General features: G+C 73.0%; 21 protein-coding genes. 8 read left to right on the top strand and 13 right to left on the bottom strand.

What is annotated here, in order from left to right; translation table 11 throughout:
- Positions 1–60 precede the first annotated feature (60 nt).
- From V6U77_RS17375 to V6U77_RS17365, 3 genes are all read right to left on the bottom strand, one after another.
- Complete coding sequence (locus tag V6U77_RS17375) at positions 61–984, bottom strand: ATP-grasp domain-containing protein (RefSeq protein ID WP_334607379.1); 924 nt, start codon at positions 982–984, stop codon at positions 61–63.
- A 6-nt stretch (positions 985–990) separates the two neighbouring features.
- Complete coding sequence (locus V6U77_RS17370) at positions 991–1,323, bottom strand: hypothetical protein (protein ID WP_334607378.1); 333 nt, start codon at positions 1,321–1,323, stop codon at positions 991–993.
- Between the two features lie 450 nt (positions 1,324–1,773).
- The gene (locus V6U77_RS17365) at positions 1,774–2,733 is read right to left on the bottom strand and encodes a heme o synthase (protein WP_334607377.1); all 960 of its coding nucleotides are present in this window, start codon (positions 2,731–2,733) and stop codon (positions 1,774–1,776) included.
- 265 nt (positions 2,734–2,998) lie between these two features.
- On the opposite strand from V6U77_RS17365, the gene tkt reads away from it, so the two are divergent.
- The 6 genes from tkt to pgl all read left to right on the top strand — a co-directional run bounded on the left by tkt (position 2,999) and on the right by pgl (position 11,611).
- Positions 2,999–5,137, top strand: coding sequence for a transketolase (gene tkt, locus V6U77_RS17360; protein ID WP_334607376.1), 2,139 nt, complete (start codon positions 2,999–3,001; stop codon positions 5,135–5,137).
- 16 nt (positions 5,138–5,153) lie between these two features.
- Positions 5,154–6,332 carry a transaldolase gene (gene tal / locus V6U77_RS17355; RefSeq protein ID WP_334607375.1) on the top strand — a complete coding sequence of 393 codons (1,179 nt, stop codon included), beginning with the start codon at positions 5,154–5,156 and terminating at the stop codon, positions 6,330–6,332.
- A gap of 76 nt (positions 6,333–6,408) precedes the next feature.
- Entirely contained in the window at positions 6,409–8,058 is a 1,650-nt protein-coding gene (locus V6U77_RS17350) for a glucose-6-phosphate isomerase (protein ID WP_334607373.1), read from the top strand.
- A gap of 11 nt (positions 8,059–8,069) precedes the next feature.
- Positions 8,070–9,611 carry a glucose-6-phosphate dehydrogenase gene (zwf, locus tag V6U77_RS17345; RefSeq protein WP_442934452.1) on the top strand — a complete coding sequence of 514 codons (1,542 nt, stop codon included), beginning with the start codon at positions 8,070–8,072 and terminating at the stop codon, positions 9,609–9,611.
- Between the two features lie 151 nt (positions 9,612–9,762).
- Positions 9,763–10,779: a glucose-6-phosphate dehydrogenase assembly protein OpcA gene (locus V6U77_RS17340; protein WP_334607372.1), complete on the top strand. Its 1,017-nt coding sequence runs from the start codon at positions 9,763–9,765 to the stop codon at positions 10,777–10,779.
- Positions 10,780–10,840: 61 nt separating this feature from the next.
- Entirely contained in the window at positions 10,841–11,611 is a 771-nt protein-coding gene (pgl, locus tag V6U77_RS17335) for a 6-phosphogluconolactonase (RefSeq protein WP_334607371.1), read from the top strand.
- Between the two features lie 76 nt (positions 11,612–11,687).
- Here pgl and V6U77_RS17330 read toward each other — a convergent pair whose 3' ends face one another.
- The 8 genes from V6U77_RS17330 to rapZ form a co-directional block, all read right to left on the bottom strand.
- Positions 11,688–12,038 carry an RNA polymerase-binding protein RbpA gene (locus tag V6U77_RS17330; protein WP_334607370.1) on the bottom strand — a complete coding sequence of 117 codons (351 nt, stop codon included), beginning with the start codon at positions 12,036–12,038 and terminating at the stop codon, positions 11,688–11,690.
- A 131-nt stretch (positions 12,039–12,169) separates the two neighbouring features.
- Positions 12,170–12,433 carry a preprotein translocase subunit SecG gene (gene secG / locus V6U77_RS17325; RefSeq protein WP_121400676.1) on the bottom strand — a complete coding sequence of 88 codons (264 nt, stop codon included), beginning with the start codon at positions 12,431–12,433 and terminating at the stop codon, positions 12,170–12,172.
- Positions 12,434–12,528: 95 nt separating this feature from the next.
- Positions 12,529–13,320, bottom strand: coding sequence for a triose-phosphate isomerase (gene tpiA / locus V6U77_RS17320; protein ID WP_334607369.1), 792 nt, complete (start codon positions 13,318–13,320; stop codon positions 12,529–12,531).
- Positions 13,320–14,519 carry a phosphoglycerate kinase gene (locus V6U77_RS17315; protein ID WP_334607367.1) on the bottom strand — a complete coding sequence of 400 codons (1,200 nt, stop codon included), beginning with the start codon at positions 14,517–14,519 and terminating at the stop codon, positions 13,320–13,322. The genes tpiA and V6U77_RS17315 overlap by 1 nt, the downstream gene beginning before the upstream one ends.
- On the bottom strand, positions 14,516–15,520 hold the full coding sequence (gene gap / locus V6U77_RS17310; protein ID WP_334607366.1) for a type I glyceraldehyde-3-phosphate dehydrogenase: 1,005 nt from the start codon (positions 15,518–15,520) through the stop codon (positions 14,516–14,518). The genes V6U77_RS17315 and gap overlap by 4 nt, the downstream gene beginning before the upstream one ends.
- A 264-nt stretch (positions 15,521–15,784) precedes the next feature.
- Positions 15,785–16,765, bottom strand: coding sequence for a DNA-binding protein WhiA (gene whiA / locus V6U77_RS17305; protein WP_334607365.1), 981 nt, complete (start codon positions 16,763–16,765; stop codon positions 15,785–15,787).
- A 54-nt stretch (positions 16,766–16,819) separates the two neighbouring features.
- Complete coding sequence (locus V6U77_RS17300) at positions 16,820–17,902, bottom strand: gluconeogenesis factor YvcK family protein (protein WP_334607364.1); 1,083 nt, start codon at positions 17,900–17,902, stop codon at positions 16,820–16,822.
- Positions 17,899–18,786, bottom strand: a complete 888-nt coding sequence (rapZ, locus tag V6U77_RS17295; protein ID WP_334607388.1) for an RNase adapter RapZ — start codon at positions 18,784–18,786, stop codon at positions 17,899–17,901. The genes V6U77_RS17300 and rapZ overlap by 4 nt, the downstream gene beginning before the upstream one ends.
- Before the next feature lie 391 nt (positions 18,787–19,177).
- Between rapZ and recQ the strand changes: the two genes are divergently transcribed.
- Positions 19,178–21,019, top strand: a complete 1,842-nt coding sequence (gene recQ / locus V6U77_RS17290) for a DNA helicase RecQ (protein ID WP_334607363.1) — start codon at positions 19,178–19,180, stop codon at positions 21,017–21,019.
- On the opposite strand, the gene V6U77_RS17285 is transcribed toward recQ, so the two are convergent.
- Entirely contained in the window at positions 21,006–22,022 is a 1,017-nt protein-coding gene (locus V6U77_RS17285; RefSeq protein ID WP_334607362.1) for a phosphatase PAP2 family protein, read from the bottom strand. The two genes, recQ and V6U77_RS17285, sit on opposite strands and share 14 nt — an antisense overlap.
- A gap of 248 nt (positions 22,023–22,270) precedes the next feature.
- The gene (gene uvrC, locus V6U77_RS17280) at positions 22,271–24,277 is read right to left on the bottom strand and encodes an excinuclease ABC subunit UvrC (protein ID WP_334607361.1); all 2,007 of its coding nucleotides are present in this window, start codon (positions 24,275–24,277) and stop codon (positions 22,271–22,273) included.
- Positions 24,278–24,437: 160 nt separating this feature from the next.
- Here uvrC and V6U77_RS17275 point away from each other — a divergent pair, with 160 nt between their 5' ends.
- Positions 24,438–25,709 carry an MFS transporter gene (locus tag V6U77_RS17275; RefSeq protein ID WP_334607360.1) on the top strand — a complete coding sequence of 424 codons (1,272 nt, stop codon included), beginning with the start codon at positions 24,438–24,440 and terminating at the stop codon, positions 25,707–25,709.
- The last annotated feature ends 6 nt before the right edge of the window (positions 25,710–25,715 follow it).

Genomic DNA, 25,715 nt, shown 5'->3' with positions numbered 1-25,715 from the left:
GGTCGGCACGCCCGGCCGGACGGCTGCCGCCGGCCGGCGGCGCGAGGGGACGAGCGCGGGTCAGGCGGCGGCGCGGGCCAGGTGGGTCAGGATCGCGTCGGCCAGGCGGTCGGCGGCGCCGTCGGCGTGGCCGAGGAACAGCGACGGCTCGGTCAGCTCCAGCTCCACCAGGACCGGCGCGCCGTCCGCACCCGGGATCAGGTCCACCCGGGCGTAGAGCAACCGCTCCGGCCCGCCGGGCACCGCCGCGAGGGCCCGGTCCGCCACCGCCAGCTGCTCGGGGGTGGCGGTGCGGGCGGTGATCTCCTCCGGCCTGTACAGCCCCTCGATGCCGAGGTCAGGGCCGGTCAGCATCGGGCCCTTGCGGATGGCGTGGCTGAACCTCGGGCCGTCGGGCCCGGCCAGGAAGAGCAGCGCCGTCTCACCGGCGGTGTCGACCGCGTCGAGGTACGGCTGCACCATGACCAGCCGCCCCGCCTCCGACAGCCGTCGCACGTGCGCCACGGCGAGTTCCCGGTGTCCCGGGTCGGCCGGGTCGTAGCGGCCGGTGTCCTGGCTGCCCGCGCTCACGGCCGGCTTGACGACGTACTCGCCGCCCTCGGCGGGCGGCTGCCAGCTCTCCCCCGGTGCCACCCAGGACGTCGGCACGGTCGGCACCCCGGCGGCGGACAGCTCGGCCAGGTACCGCTTGTCGGTGTTCCAGCGCACCACGTCGGCCGGGTTGGCCAGTGCGGGGACCGTCGACGCCCAGGCGACGAACTCGTCGCGCCGCAGCGCGTAGTCCCACGGCGAGCGGAGCACCGCCAGGTCGTACGCCGGCCAGTCGACGGCCGGGTCGGCCCAGTCCAGCACGTCGACGGCCACGCCGCGGCGCGCCAGCGGATCGAGCAGCAGCCGGTCGTCGGGGTCGAGGTCGGGCAGGTCGGCACAGGTGACGAGAGCGACCCGGGGTCTCCCCCGGGTCGGCTGGTGGTGTCCGGTCAATTTATGTCAACGCGCCATCGTGCGCCGGGCCATGGACCGCCAGAGGTCGTTGCTCGGACGCATCTGGTCCAGCAGTTCACGCTCCCAGGCGTTCTCGACGGTGACCCCCGCCTTCGCGCAGGCCTGCCGCGCCACGACGGTGTCGTCGGCGAACTGGTCGCCCCACACCCCGTCCTCCCCCACGAGGACGATGCGTGCGCCACGCTTGCCGACGTACTCGATGACCGCCTTCGCCCCGCCGTGACCGGCGGCGAACGACCTGATGCCCGCGACCAGGCCCTGCGGGGCGTGCCCGGGGGTCTCCTCGGCCGTCAGCGTCGTATCGGAACCTTCTGCCATGTCGGGAAGCGTAAGCAGACATCCACCCGGGCGGGCGAGAACCATGAACCTTTTGTGATGCCAATTACCCGCAGGTTTAAGGAGAACCACAGGCACCTTCCCCGCCTTTGTCACCACTTATGCCCCCAAAGCGCCGCCTCGAACCGACCCGCCTCAGGGCATCCGAGCCCTTCGGGACCCATGCCACGGTGTCATGGATGTAACGAGAAAGCCGGACAAGCCATACAGGATGATGATTTTCCGGCGCACGGACCACCGGGACCGCCCGGCATCCGGTCGGCGCGGGCACGCCAGGACGGGGTGCGGCCTCGCCCGGACGGGGTGCGGGCACGCGCGGAGAGGCGGGCCCGGCGTCGGTCAGGTCAGTGCGTCGGGCGCGCCCGTGGTTCGGCGCGGCGGCCCCCCCTCGGCTTGCTCGCCGCGGGACAGGTCAGAGCGTCGGCCCGACGGTCAGATCAGTGCGTCGAGCGCGACGGCGGCGAAGAGGATCGTCAGGTAGGTCGTCGACCAGTGGAACAGCCGCATCGGCTTGACGGCCTGCCCCCGCGCCACCCGCCGGGCGAGCTTGTGCGCCTCGATCACGAAGATGGCGCCGACCACGACGGCGGGCACGCCGTAGATCAGGCTCATCCCCAGCGGCCACACGGCCAACGAGGACGCCACGGTCAGCCAGGCGAAGCCGATGATCTCCGCGTTCACCCGCTTGGTGGAGGCCACCACCGGCAGCATCGGAATGCCGGCGCGGGCGTAGTCGTCCTTGTACTTCATCGCCAGCGGGTAGAAGTGCGGCATCTGCCAGAAGAAGACCACCGCGAACAACGCCCACGCGGCCGGGGCGAGGGTCCCGGTCACCGCCGCCCACCCGATCAGGACCGGCGCCGCCCCGCAGGCCCCACCCCAGAAGGTGTTCGCCGTCGTGGTGCGCTTGAGCCAGAGGGTGTAGACGACGTCGTAGTAGACGATCGCGGCCAGCGTGAGCCCGGCGGCCAGCAGGTTGGTGAACGCCGCCATCATGGCCACCGACACCGCCGCCAGCACCAGTCCGAAGATCAGGGCGTTGCGCGGCGTCACGGTGTGCGCCGGCAGCGGGCGACGCTTGGTGCGCCGCATCAGCTGATCGATGTCCCGGTCGATGTAGCAGTTGATGACGCTGGCCGCGCCGGCGGCGAGCGAGCCGCCGACCAGCACCACGGCCACCAGCCACAGCGACGGCATGCCGCCGTCGGCGAGCATCATCGCCGGCACCGTGGTGACGAGGAGCAGCTCCACGATCCGCGGCTTGGTCAGCGTCACGTAGGCCGCGACCACCGCGCGGACGTCCCGGCGGACCGCCGCCGACGTCTCCACCGTGGTCCGCACCGGCGGCTTCCCGGCAGAGTTGCTGACGGGGCGCTCGGTGATCATGCTCACGGATTGCCACCTTCCGGCGTCGGCAGGGGAGGTCGGATCGGCCGGACCCGACTGGGGCCACACACCGCACCACAGACTACGCGTCGTCGTTTTGGCTGCCCGGGCGACCCGACAACGGTGCGGGCCGTCACACCGTCGGGGCCCGGCCCCACACTGGCGGCGAGCAGTACAGACCGGCATGCAGAGATCCCTGGGCGGACGTTTAGGACCGCTCGATAGGGTCATCACTGAGGGTTCCGCCCATCTGCCGAGGAGCACAACCATCGTGGCTGCCAACCGACCCGAGCACCCCGCACTCAACTGGTCCGACCTCGACCGCCGGGCCGTCGACACCGTCCGCGTGCTGGCCATGGACGCCGTGGAGAAATCCGGCAACGGCCACCCGGGCACCGCGATGAGCCTCGCGCCCGCGGCCTACCTGCTCTTCAACCGGGTCATGCGGCACAACCCGGCCGACCCGAACTGGCCCGGCCGGGACCGCTTCGTGCTCTCCGCGGGCCACTCCAGCCTCACCCTCTACATCCAGCTCTTCCTCTCCGGCTATCCCCTGGCCCTGCAGGACCTGCAGTCCCTGCGGCAGTGGGGCTCGCTGACCCCGGGCCACCCCGAGCACGGGCACACCCCCGGCGTGGAGACCACCACCGGGCCGCTCGGGCAGGGCCTCGGCAACGCGGTCGGCATGGCGATGGCCGCCCGTCGTGAGCGGGGCCTGTTCGACCCGGAGGCGGAGCCGGGCCGGTCGGTCTTCGACCACGACATCTGGTGCATCGCCTCCGACGGCGACATCGAGGAGGGCATCAGCCACGAGGCCAGCGCGCTCGCCGGGCACCAGCAGCTCGGCAACCTCACGGTGATCTACGACGACAACGAGATCTCGATCGAGGACGACACCCGGATCGCCAAGAGCGAGGACGTGGCGGCCCGCTACGAGGCGTACGGCTGGCACGTGCAGACCGTCGACTGGCGCGCCGGCGACGCCGACCAGGGCGACTACCACGAGGACGTCGAGGCCCTGCACCGCGCGCTGCTGGCGGCGAAGGCGGAGACCGGCCGCCCCTCCTTCATCGCGCTGCGCACCATCATCGGCTGGCCCGCGCCCAACAAGAAGAACACCGGCAAGATCCACGGTTCGGCGCTGGGCGGCGACGAGGTGGCCGCCACCAAGCAGCTGCTCGGCTTCGACCCGGCGCGGACCTTCGAGGTCGACGAGGAGGTGCTCGGCCACGCCCGCACGGTGATGGAGCGCGGCGCCCGGGCCCAGCAGGAGTGGACCACGGCGTTCGACGGCTGGGCGAAGGCCAACCCGGAGCGCCGCGCACTCTACGACCGGATGGCCGGGCGGGTGCTGCCGACCGGCTGGACCGAGGCGCTGCCGGAGTTCCCCGCCGACGCGAAGGGCATCGCCACCCGGGCCGCCTCCGGCAAGGTCCTGGAGGCGCTCGCCGGAGTGCTGCCGGAGCTGTGGGGTGGCTCCGCCGACCTGGCGGAGAGCAACAACACCACCATGAAGGGCGAGCCGTCATTCGTCCCGGCCGTCCACGCCACCAAGGACTTCCCCGGCCACGAGTACGGCCGCACGCTGCACTTCGGCATCCGCGAGCACGCCATGGGCGCGATCCTCAACGGCATCGCGCTGCACGGCGGCACCCGCCCGTACGGCGGCACCTTCCTCGTGTTCAGCGACTACATGCGCCCGGCGGTCCGGCTCGCCGCGCTGATGAAGCTGCCGGTGGTCTACGTCTGGACGCACGACTCGATCGGCCTGGGCGAGGACGGCCCGACGCACCAGCCCGTGGAGCACCTGACCGCGCTGCGTGCCATCCCCGGCCTGGACGTGGTGCGCCCGGCCGACGCCAACGAGACGGCCTGGGCCTGGCGCCAGGCGCTGGAGCACACCGACCGGCCGACCGCGCTGGCGCTGAGCCGCCAGGCGCTGCCGACGTTCGACCGCTCGACCCTGGGCGGCGCCGAGGGCGTGGCGAAGGGCGGCTACGTGCTGGCCGAGGCGTCCAACGGCAAACCGCAGGTGATCCTCATCGGCACCGGCTCCGAGGTGCAGCTCTGCCTGACCGCGCGCGAGCGGCTGGAGGCCGACGGCACCCCGACCCGGGTCGTCTCGATGCCCTGCCAGGAGTGGTTCTTCGAGCAGGACGAGGCGTACCGGGAGTCGGTGCTGCCGCGCGGGGTAAAGGCACGGGTGAGCGTGGAGGCGGGCATCAGCATGTCCTGGCACGGCATCGTCGGCGACTGCGGCGAGAGCGTCAGCCTGGAGCACTACGGCGCGAGCGCCCCGCACTCCGTGCTCTTCGAGCAGTTCGGCTTCACGCCCGACCGGATCGTGGCCGCCGCGCACGCGGCGCTGACCCGGATGGGCGACATCACCGGTTTCACGACCGGCAACTGAGGGGAGCGTGGACGGTATGACGGACAGGCTGAGTGAACTCACCGCCGCGGGCGTGGCGGTCTGGCTCGACGACCTTTCCCGGGTACGACTGAGCTCCGGCGGGCTGGACCAGCTCCGCCGGGAGAAGCACGTGGCCGGGGTGACCACCAACCCGACGATCTTCGCGAAGGCGTTGAGCGACGCCGACGAGTACGACTGGCAGCTGCGCGACCTCGCCACCCGTGGGGTGGAGGTAGAGGAGGCCGTGCGCATGCTCACCACCTACGACGTGCGGTGGGCCTGCGACGTGATGCGGCCGTCGTACGAGGGCAGCGACGGGGTCGACGGCCGGGTCTCCATCGAGGTGGACCCGCGGCTGGCCCACGAGACCGACAAGACCGTCGCCGAGGCCAAGGCGCTGTGGTGGCTGGTCGACCGGCCGAACCTCTTCATCAAGATCCCGGCCACCGAGGCGGGCCTGCCGGCGATCACCGCCACCCTGGCCGAGGGGATCAGCGTCAACGTCACGCTGATCTTCGGGCTGGACCGCTACTCGCAGGTGATGGAGGCGTTCCTGGCCGGCCTGGAGCAGGCGAAGGCCAACGGCCACGACCTGTCGAAGATCGGGTCGGTCGCGTCGTTCTTCATCTCCCGCGTCGACAGCGAGGTCGACAAGCGGCTGGAGAAGCTCGGCTCCGACGAGGCCAAGGCGCTGCGCGGCAAGGCTGCCGTCGCCAACGCCAAGCTGGCGTACGAGCGCTACGGCGAGGTGTTCTCCTCCGACCGCTGGCAGGCCCTCGCCGCCGCCGGCGCCCACCCGCAGCGGCCGCTGTGGGCCTCCACCTCGACGAAGAACCCGGACTACCGGGACGTCATCTACGTCGAGGAGCTGATCGCCCCCGGCACGGTCAACACCATGCCGGAGCCGGTCGTGCACGCGTACGCCGAGCACGGCGAGACCCGTGGCGACACCATCACCGGTTCGTACGACGAGGCCCGCAAGGCCTTCGCGGACCTGGAGTCGGTCGGGATCGACATGGCCGACGTGATCGAGACCCTGGAGCGCGAGGGCGTGGAGAAGTTCGAGGCGAGCTGGCAGGAACTGCTCGACGGTGTCCGCAAGTCCCTGACGGCCGCGGGCCGGGGCGCCGGCCACCCGAGCGACGCCGCGAAGGGCAACGCGGAGGCCGCGCAGCAGGCGGGAGGCAACGCGTGAGCGAGCGTAGCGAGCGAACCATCAGGCTCAGCAGTGCGGCGCCTCGCGCCGCCGCCGAGCGGAGCGAGGTGGCGGCGTGAGTGATCTGCTCGCCGGGGCGGTCGAAGCCGCCGCCGGGCTCTCCGTGCACGGGGCCGACGCGGTCGACAGGTCGGCCCCCGCCTCCACCCGGGACGCGCTGGTGGGCGCCGGCGTGCCGGGCAAGCTGGCCGCGAAGGACCCGACCCTGTGGGGTCCCGACGCCGAGGCCGAGGCGAAGGTCCGCCTCGGCTGGGTGGACACCCACCTGCGCAGCCGGGAACTGCTCCCCCAGCTCGCCGAGCTCAGGGCGGAGCTGGCCGACCTGGACCACGTGGTGCTCGCCGGGATGGGCGGCTCGTCGCTGGCCCCCGAGGTCATCGCCCGCACCCTCGGCAAGCAGCTGACGGTGCTCGACACCACCGACCCGGGGCAGGTCCGGACGGCGTTGGCCGACCGGCTGGAGCGCACCGTGGTGGTGGTGGCGAGCAAGTCCGGCTCGACGGTCGAGACCGACAGTCACCGCCGCGCCTACTGGCAGGCGTTCCTCGACGCGGGGATGACCGAGGCGGAGGCGGGTCGGCACTTCGTCATCGTCACCGACCCCGGCTCGCCGCTGGAGGCCACCGCCGCCGAGATGGGCGCCTTCACCGTGCTCGCCGATGCGAACGTGGGCGGCCGGTACTCGGCGCTGACCGCGTTCGGGCTCGTTCCGTCGGCGTTGGCCGGCGTCGAGGTGGCCGAGCTGCTCGACGAGGCCGACGCGCTGGCACGGTCGCTGGGCGGGGACCGCGACAACCCGGGCCTGGCGCTCGGCGCGGCGCTCGGCGCGGCGGCCACCATGGGCCGGGACAAGATCGCCCTGATCTCCGACGGCACCGGCATCGAGGGCCTCGGCGACTGGGCCGAGCAGCTGATCGCGGAGTCCACCGGCAAGGCCGGGGTCGGCATCCTGCCGGTCGTCGTGGAGTCGCCGCAGAGTCCCGGCGCGACCGGCGACGACGTGCTCACGGTGACCTACGGCGGCGCGCTCGCCGCCGGCGCCGTGCCCGGCGGCGGCGTCGACGCCGACGTCGCGGTCAACGGCCCGCTCGGCGCGCAGTTCCTGGCCTGGGAGTACGCCACCGCGATCGCCGGCGTGGTGCTCGGCATCGACCCGTTCAACCAGCCCAACGTCACCGAGAGCAAGGAGAACACCAACCGGATCCTCGCCTCGGGTCCGCCGACGGAGACGCCGTCGTTCACCGAGGGCGCGATCGAGGTGTACGCGCCGCAGGGCGCCCCGGGCGACCTGGCCGGCGTGCTGCGCCTGCTGGTCGACGGGGCGGGCGACGACGGCTACCTCGCGGTGATGGCGTACCTCGACCGCTTCGCGGACGCCGACGCCGCCCGGCTGCGGCCGCTGCTGGCCGGTGCCGCCGGCCGGCCCGTCACCTTCGGGTGGGGGCCGCGGTTCCTGCACTCCACCGGCCAGTACCACAAGGGCGGTCCGCAGGTCGGCAGCTACCTCCAGCTCACCGGCGCGGTCGTCGACGACCTGCCGGTGCCGGGCCGGGAGTACACCTTCGGCGAGTTGCAGGCGGCGCAGGCCGCCGGCGACCGGCAGGCCCTGGCCGAGCGGAAACGCCCGGTGGTCCGGCTGCACCTGACCGACCGGTCGGCGGGCGTGGCCCAGCTGCTCGATGCGGTCGGGGCGTTGCGGGCGTGACGATGAGGACCATGGACGACGCGGAGCGAGGAGGCGGCGTGAACCCGCTACGCGACCCGCAGGACCGCCGGCTGCCGAGGATCCCGGAGCCGTGCGCTCTGGTGATCTTCGGCGTCACCGGTGACCTGGCCCGTAAGAAGCTCCTGCCGGCCGTGTACGACCTGGCAAACCGGGGGCTGCTGCCCCCGGGCTTCGCCGTGCTCGGCTTCGCCCGCCGGGACTGGGGCGACGGGGACTTCGAGTCGCTCGCCCACGAGGCCGCCAAGAAGCACGCCCGCACCCCCTGGCGGGAGGAGGTGTGGGCGCGGCTGGTGGGCAACATCAAGTTCGTCGGCGGCTCGTTCGACGACGACGCCGCGTTCGACCACCTCTCGGAGATGCTCGACGAGCTGCGCCAGACGCACGGCATCCCGGGCAACGCCGCCTTCTACTTCTCCATCCCCCCGGCGGCGTTCCCCGTGGTCCTCAAGCAGCTGGCCCGCACCGGCATGGCCGACAACGCCAAGTCGGGCGGCTGGCGTCGGGTGGTGGTGGAGAAGCCCTTCGGGCACGACCTGCCCTCGGCGAAGGCGCTCAACGACCTGGTCGACGACGTCTTCACCCGCAAGGACGTCTTCCGCATCGACCACTACCTGGGCAAGGAGACCGTCCAGAACATCCTCGCCCTGCGGTTCGCCAACAACCTGTTCGAGCCGCTGTGGAACTCCCAGTACGTCGACTCGGTGCAGATCACCATGGCCGAGGACGTCGGCATCGGCACCCGCGCCGGCTTCTACGACTCGGCCGGCGCGGCCCGTGACGTGTTCCAGAACCACCTGCTCCAGCTGCTGGCGCTGGTGGCGATGGAGGAGCCGACGAGCTTCGACGCCGACGAGATCCGCACGGAGAAGCTCAAGGTGCTCCGGGCGATCACCCTGCCGAAGGACGTCGCCCAGGGCACCGTACGCGGCCAGTACCTGCCGGGCTGGGTGGGCGGCCAGCGTGCCGTCGGGTACCTGGAGGAGGAGGGCGTCCCGGAGGACTCGACCACGGAGACCTACGTGGCCGTCCGGCTCGGCATCCAGAACCGCCGCTGGGCGGAGGTGCCGTTCTACATCCGGGCCGGCAAACGGCTGCCCCGGCGGGTCACCGAGGTCGCCATCATGTTCAAGCGGGCGCCGCACCTGCCGTTCAACGAGGCCGACATGGAGTCGCTGGGCAACAACCAGCTCGTGATCCGGGTACAGCCGGACGAGGGCGTCGTGCTCAAGTTCGGCTCCAAGGTGCCCGGCACCACGATGGAGGTCCGCGACATCGCGATGGACTTCCAGTACGGCGAGGCGTTCACCGAGGCCAGCCCCGAGGCGTACGAGCGGCTCGTGCTGGACGTGCTGATCGGCGACCGTACGCTCTTCCCGGACGCCGCCGAGGTCGAGCAGAGCTGGCAGGTGGTGGACCCGCTGGAGCACGCGTGGGCGGACACGAAGCCGGAGCCGTACCGGGCCGGCGAGTGGGGCCCCCGGGCCGCCGACGAGATGCTGGCCCGCGAGGGCCGGGCCTGGCGGCGGGCGTGAGCGCGAGGAGTGAGCCGGTTCTGCGAGCCCCGCAGTCGCGAACGAAGGCCAGTGCCGTGAGCGCGAGGAGTGAGCCGGTTCTGCGAGCCCCGCAGTCGCGAACGAAGGCCAGTGCCGTGAGCAGCCGCAGCGAGCAAACCAGGAGGCTCCATTGATCGGCCTGTGGGACACCACCGGCAACGAGGTGGTCAAGGCGCTCGCCGCCGAGCGGCGCAGCGCCGGCGGGGTGGCCAGCGGCATGGCGCTCACCCTGATCGTGGTGGTGGACGAGAAGCGGGTCCGCGAGGCGGAGGCGGCGGCGACGATAGCCGCCGCCGCCCACCCCTGCCGGCTGCTGGTGGTGGTCCGCACCGACGTGGAGCGCGAACGCAACCGGCTGGACGCGGAGATCGTCGTCGGCGGCCGACTCGGCCCGTGCGAGGCGGTGGTCACCCGGATGTACGGGCGGCTCGCCCTGCACGCCGAGTCGGTGGTGATGCCGCTGCTGGTGCCGGACGTGCCGGTGGTGACGTGGTGGCACGGCGAGCCGCCGGCCGAGATCGCCACGGACTTCCTCGGCGTGGTGGCCGACCGGCGGATCACCGACTGCGCGCAGGCAGCCGACCCGATCGAGGCGCTGCGTCAGCGGGCCCGGGACTACGCCCCCGGTGACACCGACCTCGCGTGGACCCGGATCACCCCGTGGCGCACGCTCGTGGCAGGCGCCTTCGACACCACCCAGGCCAAGGTGACCGAGGCGACCGTCGTGGCCCCGCCCACCGACCCGACCGCCGCGCTGATGCAGGGCTGGCTGGCCGCGCGGCTGGGCATCGAGCCGGTGTGGGAGCACACCGACGCGTCGCCCCGCATGCGGGAGGTGCAGCTGCGCTGCGCCAACGGCGACACGCTGACGCTGACCCGCGACGACAGCGTGGCGACGTTCCGGCGTACCGGCCAGGAGGACCGGCAGCTGCCGCTGGTCCGCCGGCCGCTGGGCGACGAGCTGGCCGAGGAACTGCGCCGGCTCGACGCCGACCAGGTGTACGCGGAGGCGCTGGGCACGGCGTCCGGGCTGGCCGACCTCGACCAGCGCCCTCCGCAGCGGGTGCACGTCTGGAAGGACCCGGCCACGGCCCAGCGGGCCGAGGCGGGGGTCACCGCGCACGTGGGAACGAGCGCCGAGCGCTGAGCGCCCGGGGGCGCCACGGAAGACCGGCCGCGCGGCGGCCGGAGAAACGAAGGCACATCAGATGAGTGAGGCGAGTGTCGCCGTCCACGCCGACGCCGACCTGCTGGCCCAGGCCGTGGCCGCCCGGTTGGTGGTCAAGCTGCTCGACGCGCAGGCCGAACGCGGCCAGGCGTCGGTGGTGCTGACCGGGGGCCGGATAGCCGCGGCGGTGTACCGGGCGGTGGCGGCGCTGCCGGCCCGCGACGCCGTGGACTGGTCCCGGGTGGACGTCTGGTGGGGCGACGAGCGGTTCCTGCCCGCCGGCGACCCCGAGCGCAACGAGACCCAGGCCCGCGCCACGCTGCTGGACGCGGTGCCGCTGGACCCGGCCCGGGTGCACCCGATGCCGGCCTCCGACGGCCCGGCCGGGGGCGACCCGGAGGAGGCGGCGGCCCGGTACGCCGCGGAGCTGGCCCGCGCGGCGCGCCCGGGGCACGCCGTGCTCCCCCACTTCGACGTGCTGATGCTGGGCGTCGGCGAGGACGGGCACGTCGCCTCGGTCTTCCCGGAGCATCCGGTGCACCACGACAGCCGGCCGGTCAGCGCGGTGCGGGGCAGCCCGAAGCCCCCACCGGTGCGGATCACGCTGACCCTCCCGGCGATCAACACGGCCGAGGAGGTCTGGCTGGTGGCCGGCGGGGCCGACAAGGCACGGGCGGTCGGCATGGCGCTGGCCGGGGCGGGGCCGGTGCAACTGCCGGCGGCCGGCGTACGGGGCACGGGCCGTACGCTCTGGCTGCTGGACCGGGCGGCGGCGGCCGACGTGCCGACCCGCCTGCGCAGCCTGCGCTGACCGACGAAGGACCCCTCGTCCGCGCCCTGGCGGCGACGAGGGGTCCTTCGCTGTCCGCCGTGAAGCGGAACGCCGTCTAGCCGGCGGGACGGCCCCGGCGGCGGCGCAGGGCGGCGAGGGCCTCGGCCAGGATGGCCGCCCCCTCCTCCTCGGTGCGCCGCTCCTTCACGTACGCCAGGTGGGTCTTGTAGGGCTCGGGCCGCGCGCGGCCCGGCGGATTCTGCGCGTCCCGGCCGGCCGGGAGGCCGCAGCGCGGGCAGTCCCACAGCTCCGGCGCCTCGACCTCGGCGGCGAGCCGGATCGGGGTGTGATGGTCGTTGCGGCACCAGTAGGTCACCGTCCGGCACGGGGCCGGCTGGTGGCGCTCGGTGCGGTGGTCGGGCGCGGACCCGACCCGGGTGCCCCGGATGACGTTGCCAATGGGCACGGCTGCTCGCTCCTGTCGTCGGAGGGGGACCGCCGCGGAGGGGGCGGCGGGCGACGCGGTGCAGCGGGTGAAACGAACTGCGCGCGACCCGTCGGTGACGGGCCGCGCGCAGATTCTACGCCTCGGCGTACTCAGACCGTGCCGCTGGCCATCTGGAGGCGGAGCCAGAGCCCCAGCCCGACGATGCACGCGAACCAGACGATGCCCACCAGGACGGTGTAGCGGTCGAGGTTCTTCTCCGCCACCGACGACCCGGCGAGGCTGGAGCTGACGCCACCGCCGAACATGCTCGACAACCCGCCGCCCTTGCCGCGGTGCAGCAGGATCAGCATCGTCAGCAGGATGCTCGTGATGACCAGCAACACGATCAACGTGTATGCGAACCAGATCGGCATGGCTGGGGTCAGTCCTCTCGTTACGATCCTCGCCCGGGCAGATCGGGCACGGTGGCACCGACCGACGGACGGGCGGAGTCAAGGATAGCGAGCGATCAGCGGGAGATGTGCTCCGGGAACCGGCAGATCTTCGCGAACTCCTCGGCGTCCAGGCTCGCGCCGCCCACCAGAGCCCCGTCGACGTCCGGCTGGGCCATGATCGCCGCGACGTTGGAGGACTTGACTGACCCGCCGTAGAGGACCCGGACCTTGTCGGCGGTGTCCTGGCCGAAGGACTCCGCCAGGCGCTGACGGACCGCGCCGCACACCTCCTGGGCGTCCTCCGGCGTGGCCGTCTTGCCCGTGCCGATCGCCCAGACCGGCTCGTACGCCACCACGACCTTCGCCACCTGCTCGGCGGTCAGCCCCTTGAGGGCACCGTCGAGCTGGTCGCTGCAGTGCGCCACGTGGGTGCCCTTGTCGCGCACGTCGAGCCCCTCCCCCACGCAGAGGATCGGGGTGAGCCCGTGCGTCAGCGCCGCCTGCACCTTGGCGTTGACGATCGCGTCGTCCTCGTGGTGGTAGGCCCGCCGCTCCGAGTGCCCGATCGCCACGTACGTGCAGCCGAGCTTCGCCAGCATCGAGCCGGAGATGTCCCCGGTGTAGGCCCCCGACGCGTGCGGCGAGAGGTCCTGCGCGCCGTAGCCGATGAGCAGCTTGTCGCCGTCGACGGCGGTCTGCACCGTACGCAGGTCGGTGAACGGCGGCAGGACCACCGTCTCGACGTCGGTGAGCTGCTTCTCGGTGAGGCTGGCCGCCAGCTTCTGCACCAGCAGGTTGGCCTCGAGGTGGTTGCAGTTCATCTTCCAGTTGCCGGCCATCAGGGGCCGGCGGGTGACGCTCGCCATCAGTTCTCCAGGGCCGCGATGCCGGGGAGGGTCTTGCCCTCCAGGTATTCCAGGGAGGCGCCACCGCCGGTGGAGATGTGCCCGAAGGACGACTCGTCCAGCCCCAGCGCCCGCACCGCCGCGGCGGAGTCACCGCCACCGACGACGGTGAACGCGTCGCTCTTCGCGATCGTCTCGGCGATCCCCCGGGTGCCGTGGGCGAACGCCGGCATCTCGAACACGCCCATCGGGCCGTTCCAGAAGATCGTCCGCGCGCCCTTGAGGGCGGCGGCGAAGGCGGCGACCGTCTCCGGCCCGATGTCGAGCCCGACCCGCTTGCTGGGAATGCCGTCCGCCGGCACGGTGTCGTGCGCGGCGTCCGGGGCGAACGCGTCCGCGGCCACCACGTCGACCGGGAGCATGATCTTGCCCTCGGAGCGCTCCAGCAGGTTGCGGCAGGTCTCGACCATCTCCTCCTCCAGCAGCGAGGAGCCCACCTCGTGGCCCTGGGCCTTGAGGAAGGTGAAGCACATGCCGCCGCCGATCAGCAGCCGGTCGACCGTCGGCAGCAGCGCCTCGATCACCGCCAGCTTGTCGGAGACCTTCGAGCCGCCGAGCACCACCACGTACGGGCGCTCCGGCTCGCCGGTCAGCCGGGACAGGACCTCCACCTCGCGCAGCACCAGCCGGCCGGCGACGTGCGGCAGCCGGGCCGGCACGTCGTGCACGCTGGCGTGCCTGCGGTGCACCGCGCCGAACGCGTCGTCGACGTAGGCGTCGCCGAACGCGGCGAGCTGGTCGGCGAAGGCGCCCCGCTCGGCGTCCTCCTTGCTGGTCTCACCGGCGTTGAAGCGCAGGTTCTCCAGCAGCGCGACCTCGCCGTCGGCGAGCGCGTCGACGGTGGAGCGGGCGGACTCGCCGACGGTGTCGGTGGCGAAGTGCACCCGCGCGCCGAGCAGCTCGCCGAGGCGCCCGGCGACCGGGCGCAGGCTGAACTGCGGGTCCGGCGCGCCCTTCGGGCGGCCCAGGTGCGAGCAGACGACCACCTTGGCACCGGCACCCGTGAGGGCGCTCAGGGTGGGCAGCACGGCCCGGATCCGGCCGTCGTCCGTGATGTCACCGGTCTGCTTGTCGAGCGGGACGTTCAGGTCGGCGCGCACCAGCACGCGCCGACCCGACACCCCCTCGGCGAGCAGGTCGTCGAGCGTGCGGATGCTCACAGCGACTGACCGACCAGCTTGACCAGGTCGACCAGGCGGTTCGAGTAGCCCCACTCGTTGTCGTACCAGCCGACGACCTTGACCTGGTTGCCGACGACCTTGGTCAGCGGCGCGTCGAAGATGCACGACGCCGGGTCGGTGACGATGTCCGACGAGACGATAGGGTCCTCGTTGTAGACCAGGATGCCCTTGAGCGGGCCCTCCGCGGCGGCCTTCAGCGCGGCGTTGACCTCGTCCACCGTGGTCTCGCGGTTCACGTCGACCGTGAGGTCGGTGGCCGAGCCGGTCGGGATCGGCACCCGCAGCGCGTAGCCGTCCAGCTTGCCCTTCAGCTCCGGCAGCACCAGGCCGATCGCCTTCGCCGCGCCGGTCGAGGTCGGCACGATGTTCAGCGCGGCGGCGCGGGCCCGACGCAGGTCCTTGTGCGGCGCGTCCTGCAGGTTCTGGTCCTGGGTGTACGCGTGGATCGTCGTCATCAGGCCGTGCTGGATGCCGAACGTGTCGTGCAGGACCTTCGCCATGGGCGCGAGGCAGTTGGTGGTGCAGGAAGCGTTCGAGATGATGGTGTGCTTGGCCGGGTCGTACTGGTCGTGGTTGACGCCCATGACGACCGTGACGTCCTCGTTCTTCGCCGGGGCGGAGATGATGACCTTCTTGGCCCCGCCGTCGACGTGCGCCTTCGCCTTGGTGGCGTCGGTGAAGAAGCCGGTGGACTCGATGACCACGTCCACGCCGGCCTCGCCCCACGGCAGCTTCGCCGGGTCCTTCTCGGCGTACGCCTTGATGGTCTTGCCACCGACGGTGATCTCGTCGGCGGTGGCCTTCACCTCGTGCGGGAGGCGGCCCAGGATGCTGTCGTACTTGAGCAGGTGGGCGAGCGTCGCGTTGTCGGTCAGGTCGTTGACCGCCACGACCTCGATGTCAGCGCCGGACGCCAGCACTGCCCGGAAGAAGTTGCGGCCGATCCGGCCGAAGCCGTTGATGCCAACCCGGATGGTCACAGGTCCCATCTCCTTGCGTTCTGGTCCGCCGGCGTAAGACCCGGGCCGGCGGAGGTGTGTGCGCCGACCGTTGGAGCCGGCCGTTGACGGTTCATCTCGGCCACCCCGCCGCGGTCTCGAAGGACCTGACCGCCCGAGGCGGTGTGCACGGCGAGGAGTGCCTGTGCCGGCCTCCTTGCCGTACGCAGCGACCCTATCCGAGCGTGCGGCGCAGTGCAGCGCCGGGTGGTGGCCCCACCGGCACCGCCGAGCCGCTCCGTCCTATCAGACCACGAGCATGTCGGGCGTGACTGCCGCTTCCGTATCCGGGATGCCCAGGTCCCGGGCCCGCTTGTCGGCCAGGGCCAGCAACCGGCGGATCCGGCCGGCGATGGCGTCCTTGGTCAACGGCGGGTCCGCCAGCGCACCCAGCTCCTCCAGCGAGGCCTGCCGGTGCTCCAGGCGCAGCCGGCCGGCCGAGGTGAGGTGGTTGGGCGCCTCGTCGGCGAGGATCTCCAACGCCCGGGTCACCCGGGCGGCGGCGGCGACGGCGGCCCGCGCCGAGCGACGCAGGTTGGCGTCGTCGAAGTTGGCCAGCCGGTTCGCCGTGGCCCGCACCTCGCGGCGCACCCGGCGCTCCTCCCAGGCCAGCACGCTGGAGTGGGCGCCGATCCGGGTCAGCAGCGCCGCGATCGCGTCGCCGTCCTTGACCACCACCCGGTCCACGCCGCGCACCTCGCGGTTCTTGGCGGTGATGCCGATGCGCCGGGCCGCACCCACCAGGGCGAGTGCGGACTCCGGACCGGGGCAGGTGATCTCCAGCGCGCTGGAGCGGCCCGGCTCGGTCAGCGAGCCGTGCGCCATGAACGCCCCGCGCCAGGCCGACACGGCGCAGCAGACGTTCGCGGCGACGACGTGCGGCGGCAGGCCCCGCACCGGGCGTCCCCGCACGTCGAGCAGCCCGGTCTGCCGCGCGAGGGCCTCGCCGTCCTTCACCACCCGGACGATGAAGTGGCTCCCCTTGCGCAGGCCGCCGGACGCGAGCACGTGGATCTCGCTCGGGTAGCCGTAGACCTCCGCGATCTCCCGGCGCAGCCGCCGGGCCACCGCCCCCGTGTCGAGTTCGGCCTCCACCACGACCCGACCGGACACGATGTGCAGCCCGCCGGCGAAGCGCAGCAGCGCCGCCATCTCCGCCCGCCGGCAGCAGGGCTTGGGCACGTCGACCCGACTCAGCTCGTCCTTGACCGCAGCCGTCATCGCCATTGTGCGTCCCCTCACGGACCTGTTCCGGCGTGTCGCCGGAGATTACGTACGTGTCTAACGATCGGCGCCCAGGACAGGCACCAGTGCGGCGCCCAGGGCGGCCGGATCATGACGGGGAGTGCCGTCGGTGACCGCGACGGGAGCGAGGACCAGGCGGGCACCCAGCGATTCTGCCGCACGTTCGACGGGTTCGGGGTCACCCGCCGCCTTGGAATCGGCCACCACGTGGTCGACCCTCAGCTCCGGCAGGTACGCGCGCAGCGCGGCCAGGTGGCCGGCCTGGGAGAGCCCGGAGGTCTCCTTCTCGGCGGCGAGGTTCAGCGTGACGAGCCGCCGCGCCGGGCTGGCCACGATCGCTGCGGCGAGCTGCGGCACCAGCAGGTGCGGCAGCACGCTCGTGTACCAGCTGCCCGGCCCGAAGATCAGCCAGTCGGCCGCGCCGATCGCGGCGATCGCCTGCGGGCAGGCCTGCGGCGCGACGGGGGTGAGCCGCAACGACTCCACCCGGCCGGTGGTCACCGCGACCTGGTGCTGGCCCGTGACCGTACGCACCTCGTCCGGCCGGCGCGGGTCGGCACCGCGCACCCGCGCCTCGATACCCACCGGCTCGCACGACATCGGCAGTACCCGGCCGACCGCGCCGAGCATCGCGCCGGCGTGCTCCAGGGCGGCCACCGGGTCGCCGAGCAGCTCCATCAGCCCGCAGAGCACCAGGTTGCCCACCGCGTGCCCGGCCAGCCCGACGCCGTCGGCGCCCGGCCGCCCACCGGCGCTCGCGGCCGGGGCGGGGACGGCCGCGCCGGAGACGCGCGGCAGGGTCGACCCCGACCCGCCTGCGGCGGCAGCCGGGTCGTCGGCCCGCGGCGCCGGCACCTCGGCGAAGCGGTGCTGGAAGAGCCCCGCGCTGCGGCGGGTGGCCGGGTGGTCCCCGGCCAGCGCCACGAGCGCCTGCCGCAGGTCGCCCGGGGGCAGGCCGCCCCGCTCGGCCCGCAACCGACCGCTGGAGCCGCCGTCGTCGCCGACGGTGACCACCGCCGTGATGTCCAGGTCCAGCTCGGGGGCGCAGCGACGCAGGGCACGCAGCGAGGCGGACAGGCCGTGCCCGCCGCCGAAGGCGACCACGCGCGTCGCCGTCACTCGCGCCCCAGGTCGCGGTGCTGGGCGTTGGCGGCCAGACCGGAGTGACGCAGCCGGGCGGCCAGCTCCTCGGCGATGGCCACGCTGCGGTGCTTGCCGCCCGTGCAGCCCACCGCCACGGTGAGGTAGCGCTTGCCCTCCCGCTCGAAGCCGACGGTGGTCGCGTTGACCAGGTCGGCGTACGAGCCGACGAAGGCGTCCGCGCCCTCCTGCCCCAGCACGTACGAGCTGACCGCCTCGTCCCGGCCGGTGTGCTCGCGAAGCTCCGGCACCCAGTACGGATTGGGCAGGAACCGGGCGTCGAGCACGAAGTCGGCGTCCGGCGGCAGGCCGTACTTGAAGCCGAAGGAGAGCACGGTCACCCGCAGCCTGCGGGCGTCCTCCCCGCCGAAGAGCTCCTCGACGCGGCGGCGCAGCTGGTTGACGTTGAGGTGGCTGGTGTCGATGATCACGTCGGCCTGGTCGCGGGCCTCCTCCAGCAGGCCGCGCTCGACCGCGATGCCGTCGGCGAGCCGCCCGTCGCCCTGCAACGGGTGCGAGCGCCGGACGCTCTCGAACCGCCGGATCAGCACCTCGTCGTCGGCGTCGACGAAGACCACCCGGGGCGAGAAGCCGCGCTCCTTGAGCTCCCGGATCGCCCCCGCCAGGTCGGTGGAGAAGGCGCGCGAGCGCACGTCCAGCACCATCGCCGTGCGCCGGGCCGCCCCACCCGCCTTGAACGCCAGCTCGGCCATGTCGAGCATCAGCGCCTGGGGCAGGTTGTCCACCACGTAGAACCCGACGTTCTCCAACGCCCTCGCCACCGTGCTGCGACCACCGCCGGAGAGGCCGGTGACCACCACCAGGGTGGTGTCCGACTCCGTTGGTGTCTGCTGCCCGGTCACCGTGGCGCTCCGTTCCTCGGCCGTACGCGCCTCGCTCACCCGCTACCCCCAAGCCGTGGCGCCGCGGCCGGCACCCCCGGCCGCGCGTGGTCAATCAGCGACTCTATCCCGCACCGCCCGCGCGTCGCCGGCACGCCCCGCGCCGCGTCGCCGCCGTGCCGGCCACCGCGGCGGACGGTCGGACCTGCGGCGCGAGGGTCGTGCTCCCGACAGGCGTACGCCTTGATGACGGTCAGCGAAGCTCCATACGCTCGCGACCGGCGCAGACCGGCGAGTTCGGCGGGTGTCCCGGCTCCCACGGCGCGGCAGGCACCGGCGGGCTCTGCCGGGCGGCGGGGGACGGGGCGGCGCGGTGACGGTCCGTGTCACCGGTGGCTCGTAGAATCCCCGGATGGCTTCCCCCACCGACCTGCGGACCTCCGACGCGCTGGAGGTGTTGCGCCGGGTGTTCGGCTACGACGCCTTCCGCGGCTTCCAGCAGGAGGTGATCGACCACGTGGTGGCCGGCGGCGACGCGCTGGTGCTGATGCCCACCGGTGGCGGCAAGTCGCTGTGCTACCAGATCCCGGCGCTGGTGCGCGACGGCGTGGCGGTGGTGGTCTCGCCGCTGATCGCGCTGATGCAGGACCAGGTCGACGCGCTGACGGCGGTCGGCGTGCGGGCGGGCTTCCTCAACTCGACCCAGGATCTCGACGCCCGGCGCGCGGTGGAGCGGGCGTTCGTCGCCGGCGAACTGGACCTGCTCTACCTCGCCCCCGAGGCGTTGGGCACGCGCGGAGTGCAGCAGCTGCTCGACCGCGGCCGGATCGGCCTGTTCGCCATCGACGAGGCGCACTGCGTGTCGCAGTGGGGGCACGACTTCCGCCCCGACTACCTCGCCCTGTCGATGCTGCACGAGCGCTGGCCCGAGGTGCCCCGCATCGCGCTCACCGCCACCGCGACCAGCGCGACCCGCGACGAGATCGCCACCCGGCTCCGGCTCACCGACGCCCGGCACTTCGTCGCCAGTTTCGACCGACCCAACATCCAGTACCGCATCGTGCCCAAGCGCGAGCCGCGCAAGCAGCTGCTGGGCCTGCTGCGCGACGAGCACCCCGGCGAGGCGGGCATCGTCTACTGCCTGTCGCGCGCCTCGGTGGACAAGACGGCGGAGTTCCTCACCGCCAACGGCGTCGCCGCGCTGCCCTACCACGCGGGGCTGGACGCGGCGACCCGCGCGCGCAACCAGCAGCGCTTCCTGCGGGAGGACGGCCTGGTGATGGTGGCGACCATCGCGTTCGGGATGGGCATCGACAAGCCCGACGTGCGCTTCGTCGCCCACCTCGACCTGCCCAAGTCGGTCGAGGGCTACTACCAGGAGACCGGCCGCGCCGGGCGCGACGGGCTGCCGTCGACCGCCTGGCTGGCGTACGGGCTGCAGGACGTGGTGCAGCAGCGCAAGATGATCGAGACCTCCGACGGTGACTTCGCCCACCGGCGCAACCTCGCCGCCCACCTCGACGCGATGCTCGCCCTCTGCGAGACGGTGCGCTGCCGCCGGGGCCAGTTGCTCGACTACTTCGGCGAGAAGGCGACGGCCGCCTGCGGCAACTGCGACACCTGCCTCAGCCCGCCGGAGTCCTGGGACGGCACCGTCGCGGCGCAGAAGCTGCTCTCCACGGTCTACCGGCTCGACCGGGAACGCAACCAGCGCTTCGGCGCGGGGCACTGCGTGGACATCCTGCTCGGGCGCACCACCGACAAGATCACGCAGTACGGCCACGACTCGCTGACCGTCTTCGGCATCGGCGGCGAGCTGCGCGAGGCGGAGTGGCGCGGCGTGGTGCGGCAACTGCTGGCCGAGGGGCTGCTGGCCGTCGAGGGCGACTACGGCACGCTGGCCCTCACCGAGGCCAGCGCCGAGGTGCTGGGCCGCCGCCGCACGGTGATGATGCGCCGCGAGCCGGAGAAGGTCGCCTCGTCCCGGTCGGCGAAGCCGCGCGGGGCGGCCACGGCCGTCGCCGAGCTGTCCCCGGCCGCCGTCGGGGTCTTCGAGCGGCTGCGTGCCTGGCGGGCGGCCACCGCCAAGGAGCAGGGCGTCCCGGCGTACGTGATCTTCCACGACGCCACGCTGCGGCAGATCGCCACCGACGCGCCCGCGTCGCTGGCCGAGCTGTCCACGGTCGGCGGCGTCGGCGAGAACAAGCTCGCGAAGTACGGCGAGCAGATCCTCGCCGTCCTCACCGGCTCCTGACCTCCCGCCCGGATCCCGCGGACGACCGTTGCCGATCGTCCTCCTGCCGGCGGCCGTCACCGGGCCGACCGGTCGCGACCAGCGGCGTCGACACTCCCGCCTGGTTCTCTCCGGCCGACCGCACACCGCGCGACTCGGCCAGTCGCTCCAATCGCCCCACGGTGACGAAGGTCAGGCCGACGTACGCCCAGCCCACCAGGACGTCGATGACGTAGTGCTCACCCGAATACACCAATGTGAACGTCATGGCGAGCGGATACGTGAGCAGGAGCGGCCACCACCGGCGCCGCACCATCGGCAGGAAGAACGCGACGACCATCAGCGCATAGGCCGTGTGCAGGGACGGCATGGCGGCGACCGGGTTGGACGCCTCGACCTGCAGAGCGTTGAGGACGTTGCCCGCGCTGTGCAGCCCTATCGCCTCCCAGCCGTTCGTGGAGATCCGCTGCACGTCGTCGATGAGTGCGCCGTGCTGCGGCTGCGCCGCCCACCACGGTGGTGCCGCAGGATAGACGAAGTAGGTGACCAGACCCGCGAACGTCAGCACGACCCACCGCCGCATGTACCGCTTCCACCGCTCCCGCGAGCGCACCCAGAGCATTACGGCAGCGGCCGGCACCGCCAGGAAATGGGAGAAGTAGACGATGGAGACCGCCACCTCCCACCATTGCACCACTCCCGGTTCCCACAGGTGACGCTGGAGCCACACCGTCGGCACGTCGCCACCGAGGAGCCAGCCGAACAACCACTCGTCTGCGCGTACCAGTTCGATGGCGTGCGGCGCGGAAAGCGCGTCGGCGTATCCCCGGGAGATGTTGTAGACCAGCAACATGAGCATCACGGGCAGCCAGTCCCGGACGAAGGCCAGGTGACTTCGCCAGGGCAGGTGGCTGTTCCACGCCACCGTCGCCAGCCAGAGCCAGCCGAGCGGCAGCAGGGGGTCGCTCGTCGGCACGCCGAGGAAGTAGGCGTAGACCAGGAACGCCACCGCCCACGTCGACATGGCCAGTGTCCGCCGTCTTCCGAATGTGGGAGAGGGTCGGTGCGCGGTCTCGTGTAGGGGCGCGGTGCCGGTCACGAGTGACGAGACTAGCCCCCGACCCACGGGGGCCAGCCCTGGCCGCCACCCCACTCAAGCCAGGATCAGGGTCACTCTGTGTGTCGTACGACGATCGTCGGGTGGCCGCCCAACGGCCGGGTGGTCGCCTACGGGTGGGGTCCGAAGGCCACCGAGAAGCTCCGGATGCCCGTTCAGGAGGTCGGAGCCGGGTCCCGGTCGGGGTCGAGGGCGGCGAGGATCGCCTCCGCCGTCCGCTTGCCCACCCCCGGCACCTCGGTGATCTCCTCGACGGTGGCCGCGGAGAGCCGCTTCAGCGAGCCGAAGTGCCGCAGCAGTGCCTTGCGCCGCACCTCCCCCAGGCCGGGCACCCTGTCCAGCGCCGACTCGGTCATCCGCTTGGAGCGCCGCTGGCGGTGGAACGTGATGGCGAAGCGGTGCGCCTCGTCGCGCACCCGCTGCAGCAGGTAGAGCCCCTCGGAGGTGCGCGGCAGGATGACCGGGAACTCGTCGTCGGGCAGCCAGACCTCCTCCAGCCGCTTGGCCAGGCCGCACAGCGCCACGTCGTCGACGCCCAACTCCGCCAGGGCCTGGGCCGCCGCCGCGACCTGCGGCGCGCCGCCGTCGACCACCACCAACTGCGGCGGGTACGCGAACCTGCGCGGCCGGCCGGTGGTCGGGTCGATCAGGGCGCCGACGGTGCGCTCGTCGGACCCGCCGGGCTGGTGGGGTTCGCCCGGCGCGGGCTGCCCGGCCGGGGCGACCGGGTCGTCGGCCGGCTCGACGCCCGCCTCGCCGGTCTCGGCGCGGGCGTCGAGGTAGCGGGCGAAGCGGCGGCGCAGCACCTCGGACATGGCGGAGAGGTCGTCGGTGGCGCCCCGGATGATGAAGCGCCGGTATTCGCTCTTGCGGGGCAGCCCGTCCTCGAAGACGACCATGCTCGCCACCACGTCGGTGCCCTGCATCTGGGAGATGTCGAAGCACTCGATGCGCAGCGGCGAGGTGCGCATGTCGAGCGCCTCGGTGATCTCGTCGAGCGCCTTGCTGCGGGTGGTCAGGTCGCCGGCCCGGCGCAACCTGTGCCGGGCGAGGGCGTCCTTGGCGTTACGCTCGACCGTCTCCAGCAGGGAGCGCTTGTCGCCGCGCTGCGGCACCCGCAGGCTCACCCGGCTGCTCCGGTGACCGGAGAGCCAGTCGGCCAGCGCGTCGGCGTCGGCGGGCAGCGCCGGCACGAGCAGCTCGCGGGGCACGTCGGCCTCGCCCTGCTCGCCGCCGTAGACCTGGGTGCAGAAGTGGTGCACGAGGTCGCCGGTGCTCAGCTCCTCGGTCTTCTCCACCACCCAGCCGCGCTGGCCACGGACCCGGCCGTCACGCACGTGGAAGACCTGCACGGCCGCCTCGAGTGGATCGTCGGCGAACGCGACCACGTCGGCGTCGGTGCCGTCGCCGAGCACGACGGTCTGCTTCTCCATGGCCCGGCGCAGCGCGGCCACGTCGTCGCGCAACCGGGCCGCCCGCTCGAACTCCAACCGCTCGCTGGCGTCGGTCATCTCCCGCTCCAGCCGACGCACCATCGTGTCGGTGCGCCCGGCCATGAAGTCGCAGAAGCCGTCGATGATCTCCCGGTGCCGCTCGGGCGTGACGCTGCCGACGCAGGGCGCCGAGCACTTGCCGATGTAACCCAGCAGGCAGGGGCGGCCGACCTGGCTGGCCCGCTTGAACACCCCCGCCGAGCAGGTGCGCGCCGGGAAGACCCGCAGCAGCAGGTCGAGCGTCTCGCGGATCGCCCAGGCGTGCGAGTAGGGCCCGAAGTAGCGCACCCCCTTGCGCTTGGCGCCCCGCATCACCTGCAGCCGGGGGAACTCCTCGTCGAGGGTGACCGCGAGGTAGGGGTAGGACTTGTCGTCGCGGTAGCGGACGTTGAAGCGCGGGTCGTACTGCTTGATCCAGGTGTATTCGAGCTGGAGCGCCTCGACCTCGGTGCCCACGGTGACCCAGTCCACCGACTCGGCCGTGGTGACCATCTGCTGGGTGCGCTGGTGCAGGCCCCACAGGTCGGCGAAGTAGGAGTTGAGCCGGCTGCGCAGGTTCTTCGCCTTGCCGACGTAGATCACCCGGCCGGTACCGTCGCGGAACCGGTAGACCCCCGGGGACTCCGGGATGGTGCCGGGCGCGGGACGGTAGGTCGAGGGGTCAGCCACGCCAGCAAGCGTAGTCCGCGCCCCCGACAACCCCGGAACGCCGCGGCCCGCCCCGCGCCCCGCGCGACCACCGGGCGGCCGAGGTTAATCCGGTGCCGGCGCAGGCGCTCCCGGCTAGCATCCGCCCCTGGTCGGCAGACGCGAGGGGGGTGCGGGGGACATGAGCGCACACCCCGGGGGACGCAGCCGAGGGGGCGCCGTCCTCGTGGCGGCGCTCACCGTCGACTCGGTCGGCAACGGGCTCTTCCTGCCCCTGTCGCTGGTGTACTTCCTGCGGCTCACCGACGTGCCCCTGGCGCTGCTCGGGGTGCTGCTCAGCGCGGCGACCGTGCTCACCCTGCCGGTACCGCTGTGGGCGGGATCGCTGGCGGACCGGTTCGGGGCGCTGCCGGTGGTCGTCGCCTCCCAACTGCTCCAGGCCGCCGGCTATCTGGCGTACGCCTGGGTGCGAGGGCCCGCCGGCGTCTTCGTGGCGGCGGCGCTGGTCGCCGTCGGTGTGCGGTTCTTCTGGTCCGCCGTCTTCACGGCGGTCGCCGACTACGCCGACGGCAGCCCGGGCGGCTGGGCCCGGGACACCTGGTACTCGATCAGCAACGGCGCCCGTACCGCCGGGCTGGCGGTCGGGGGCCTGACCACGGGCGTGGTGGTGGCCGACGGCAGAGCCGCCACCTACCGCGCGGTGGCCTACGCGGCGGCGGCCTGCTTCGCCCTCGCCGCCGTGCTCATCGCCGCCTGCGTGCGGATCCCGCCGGCCGCCGACCGCCCGGCCGGTTCCGGGCGGGGCGGGTACGCCGCGCTGGTCCGGGACCGCCCGTTCCTCGCCCTCATCGGCCTGAACACGGTCTTCGCGCTGAGCACCATGATGCTCGGCCTGGCCCTGCCCACGATGATGCTCACGGACCTGCGGGGCCCCGCGTGGCTGACCTCCGTCGTCCTGGCCGGCAACGCGTTCCTCGTCGCCCTGCTGTCCGCGCCCGTCGGCACCCGGCTGCCGCGCCACCGCCGCACCCGCGTGATCGCGCTGGCGGCGGCCCTGTGGACGGTCTGGGGGCTCGCCATGGCGGCCCTCGGGCCGGGGCGCCTCGGCGTGGTGGCCGCGCTGCTGGTCGCGGCGACGCTGCTGTTCACCGTCGCGGAACTGGTGCACGCGCCGGCCTCCGCCGCGCTGGCCGCGGCCTCCGCCCCGGTCGCCGCCCGGGGCCGCTACCTGGCGGCCTTCCAGTACTCCTTCGCCATCGCCTCGATGGTCGCGCCGGCCTTCTTCGGCACCCTGTACGAGGTCGACACCGCCGCGCCCTGGCTGACGCTGGCGCTGCTCAACGCCGTCGGCGTCGCCGGCATCCTGCTGCTGGAGCGGCGCCTCCCGCCGACCGCACTGCGGGAACCGTCGTCGGACACCCGGCGGGTCGACGCGGGCGCCGGGGCGCGGTGAGCGGGC

Origin of the sequence: Micromonospora sp. CPCC 205546 (assembly GCF_036902715.1) — a bacterium.
In the GTDB taxonomy this organism is placed as follows: domain Bacteria; phylum Actinomycetota; class Actinomycetes; order Mycobacteriales; family Micromonosporaceae; genus Micromonospora.
The sequence above is the reverse complement of the archived record's forward strand: the minus strand, read 5'-3'. Positions and strand labels throughout refer to the sequence as shown.

Excerpts from the sequence above, each read along its gene's own strand:
- V6U77_RS17370 (WP_334607378.1), bottom strand. The coding sequence starts at position 1,323 with ATGGCAGAAGGTTCCGATACGACGCTGACGGCCGAGGAGACCCCCGGG.
- recQ (WP_334607363.1), top strand. The coding sequence starts at position 19,178 with ATGGCTTCCCCCACCGACCTGCGGACCTCCGACGCGCTGGAGGTGTTG.
- V6U77_RS17275 (WP_334607360.1), top strand. The coding sequence starts at position 24,438 with ATGAGCGCACACCCCGGGGGACGCAGCCGAGGGGGCGCCGTCCTCGTG.
- V6U77_RS17285 (WP_334607362.1), bottom strand. The coding sequence starts at position 22,022 with ATGTCGACGTGGGCGGTGGCGTTCCTGGTCTACGCCTACTTCCTCGGC.
- pgl (WP_334607371.1), top strand. The coding sequence starts at position 10,841 with ATGAGTGAGGCGAGTGTCGCCGTCCACGCCGACGCCGACCTGCTGGCC.
- tpiA (WP_334607369.1), bottom strand. The coding sequence starts at position 13,320 with ATGGCGAGCGTCACCCGCCGGCCCCTGATGGCCGGCAACTGGAAGATG.
- tal (WP_334607375.1), top strand. The coding sequence starts at position 5,154 with ATGACGGACAGGCTGAGTGAACTCACCGCCGCGGGCGTGGCGGTCTGG.
- whiA (WP_334607365.1), bottom strand. The coding sequence starts at position 16,765 with ATGGCGATGACGGCTGCGGTCAAGGACGAGCTGAGTCGGGTCGACGTG.
- secG (WP_121400676.1), bottom strand. The coding sequence starts at position 12,433 with ATGCCGATCTGGTTCGCATACACGTTGATCGTGTTGCTGGTCATCACG.
- zwf (WP_442934452.1), top strand. The coding sequence starts at position 8,070 with ATGGACGACGCGGAGCGAGGAGGCGGCGTGAACCCGCTACGCGACCCG.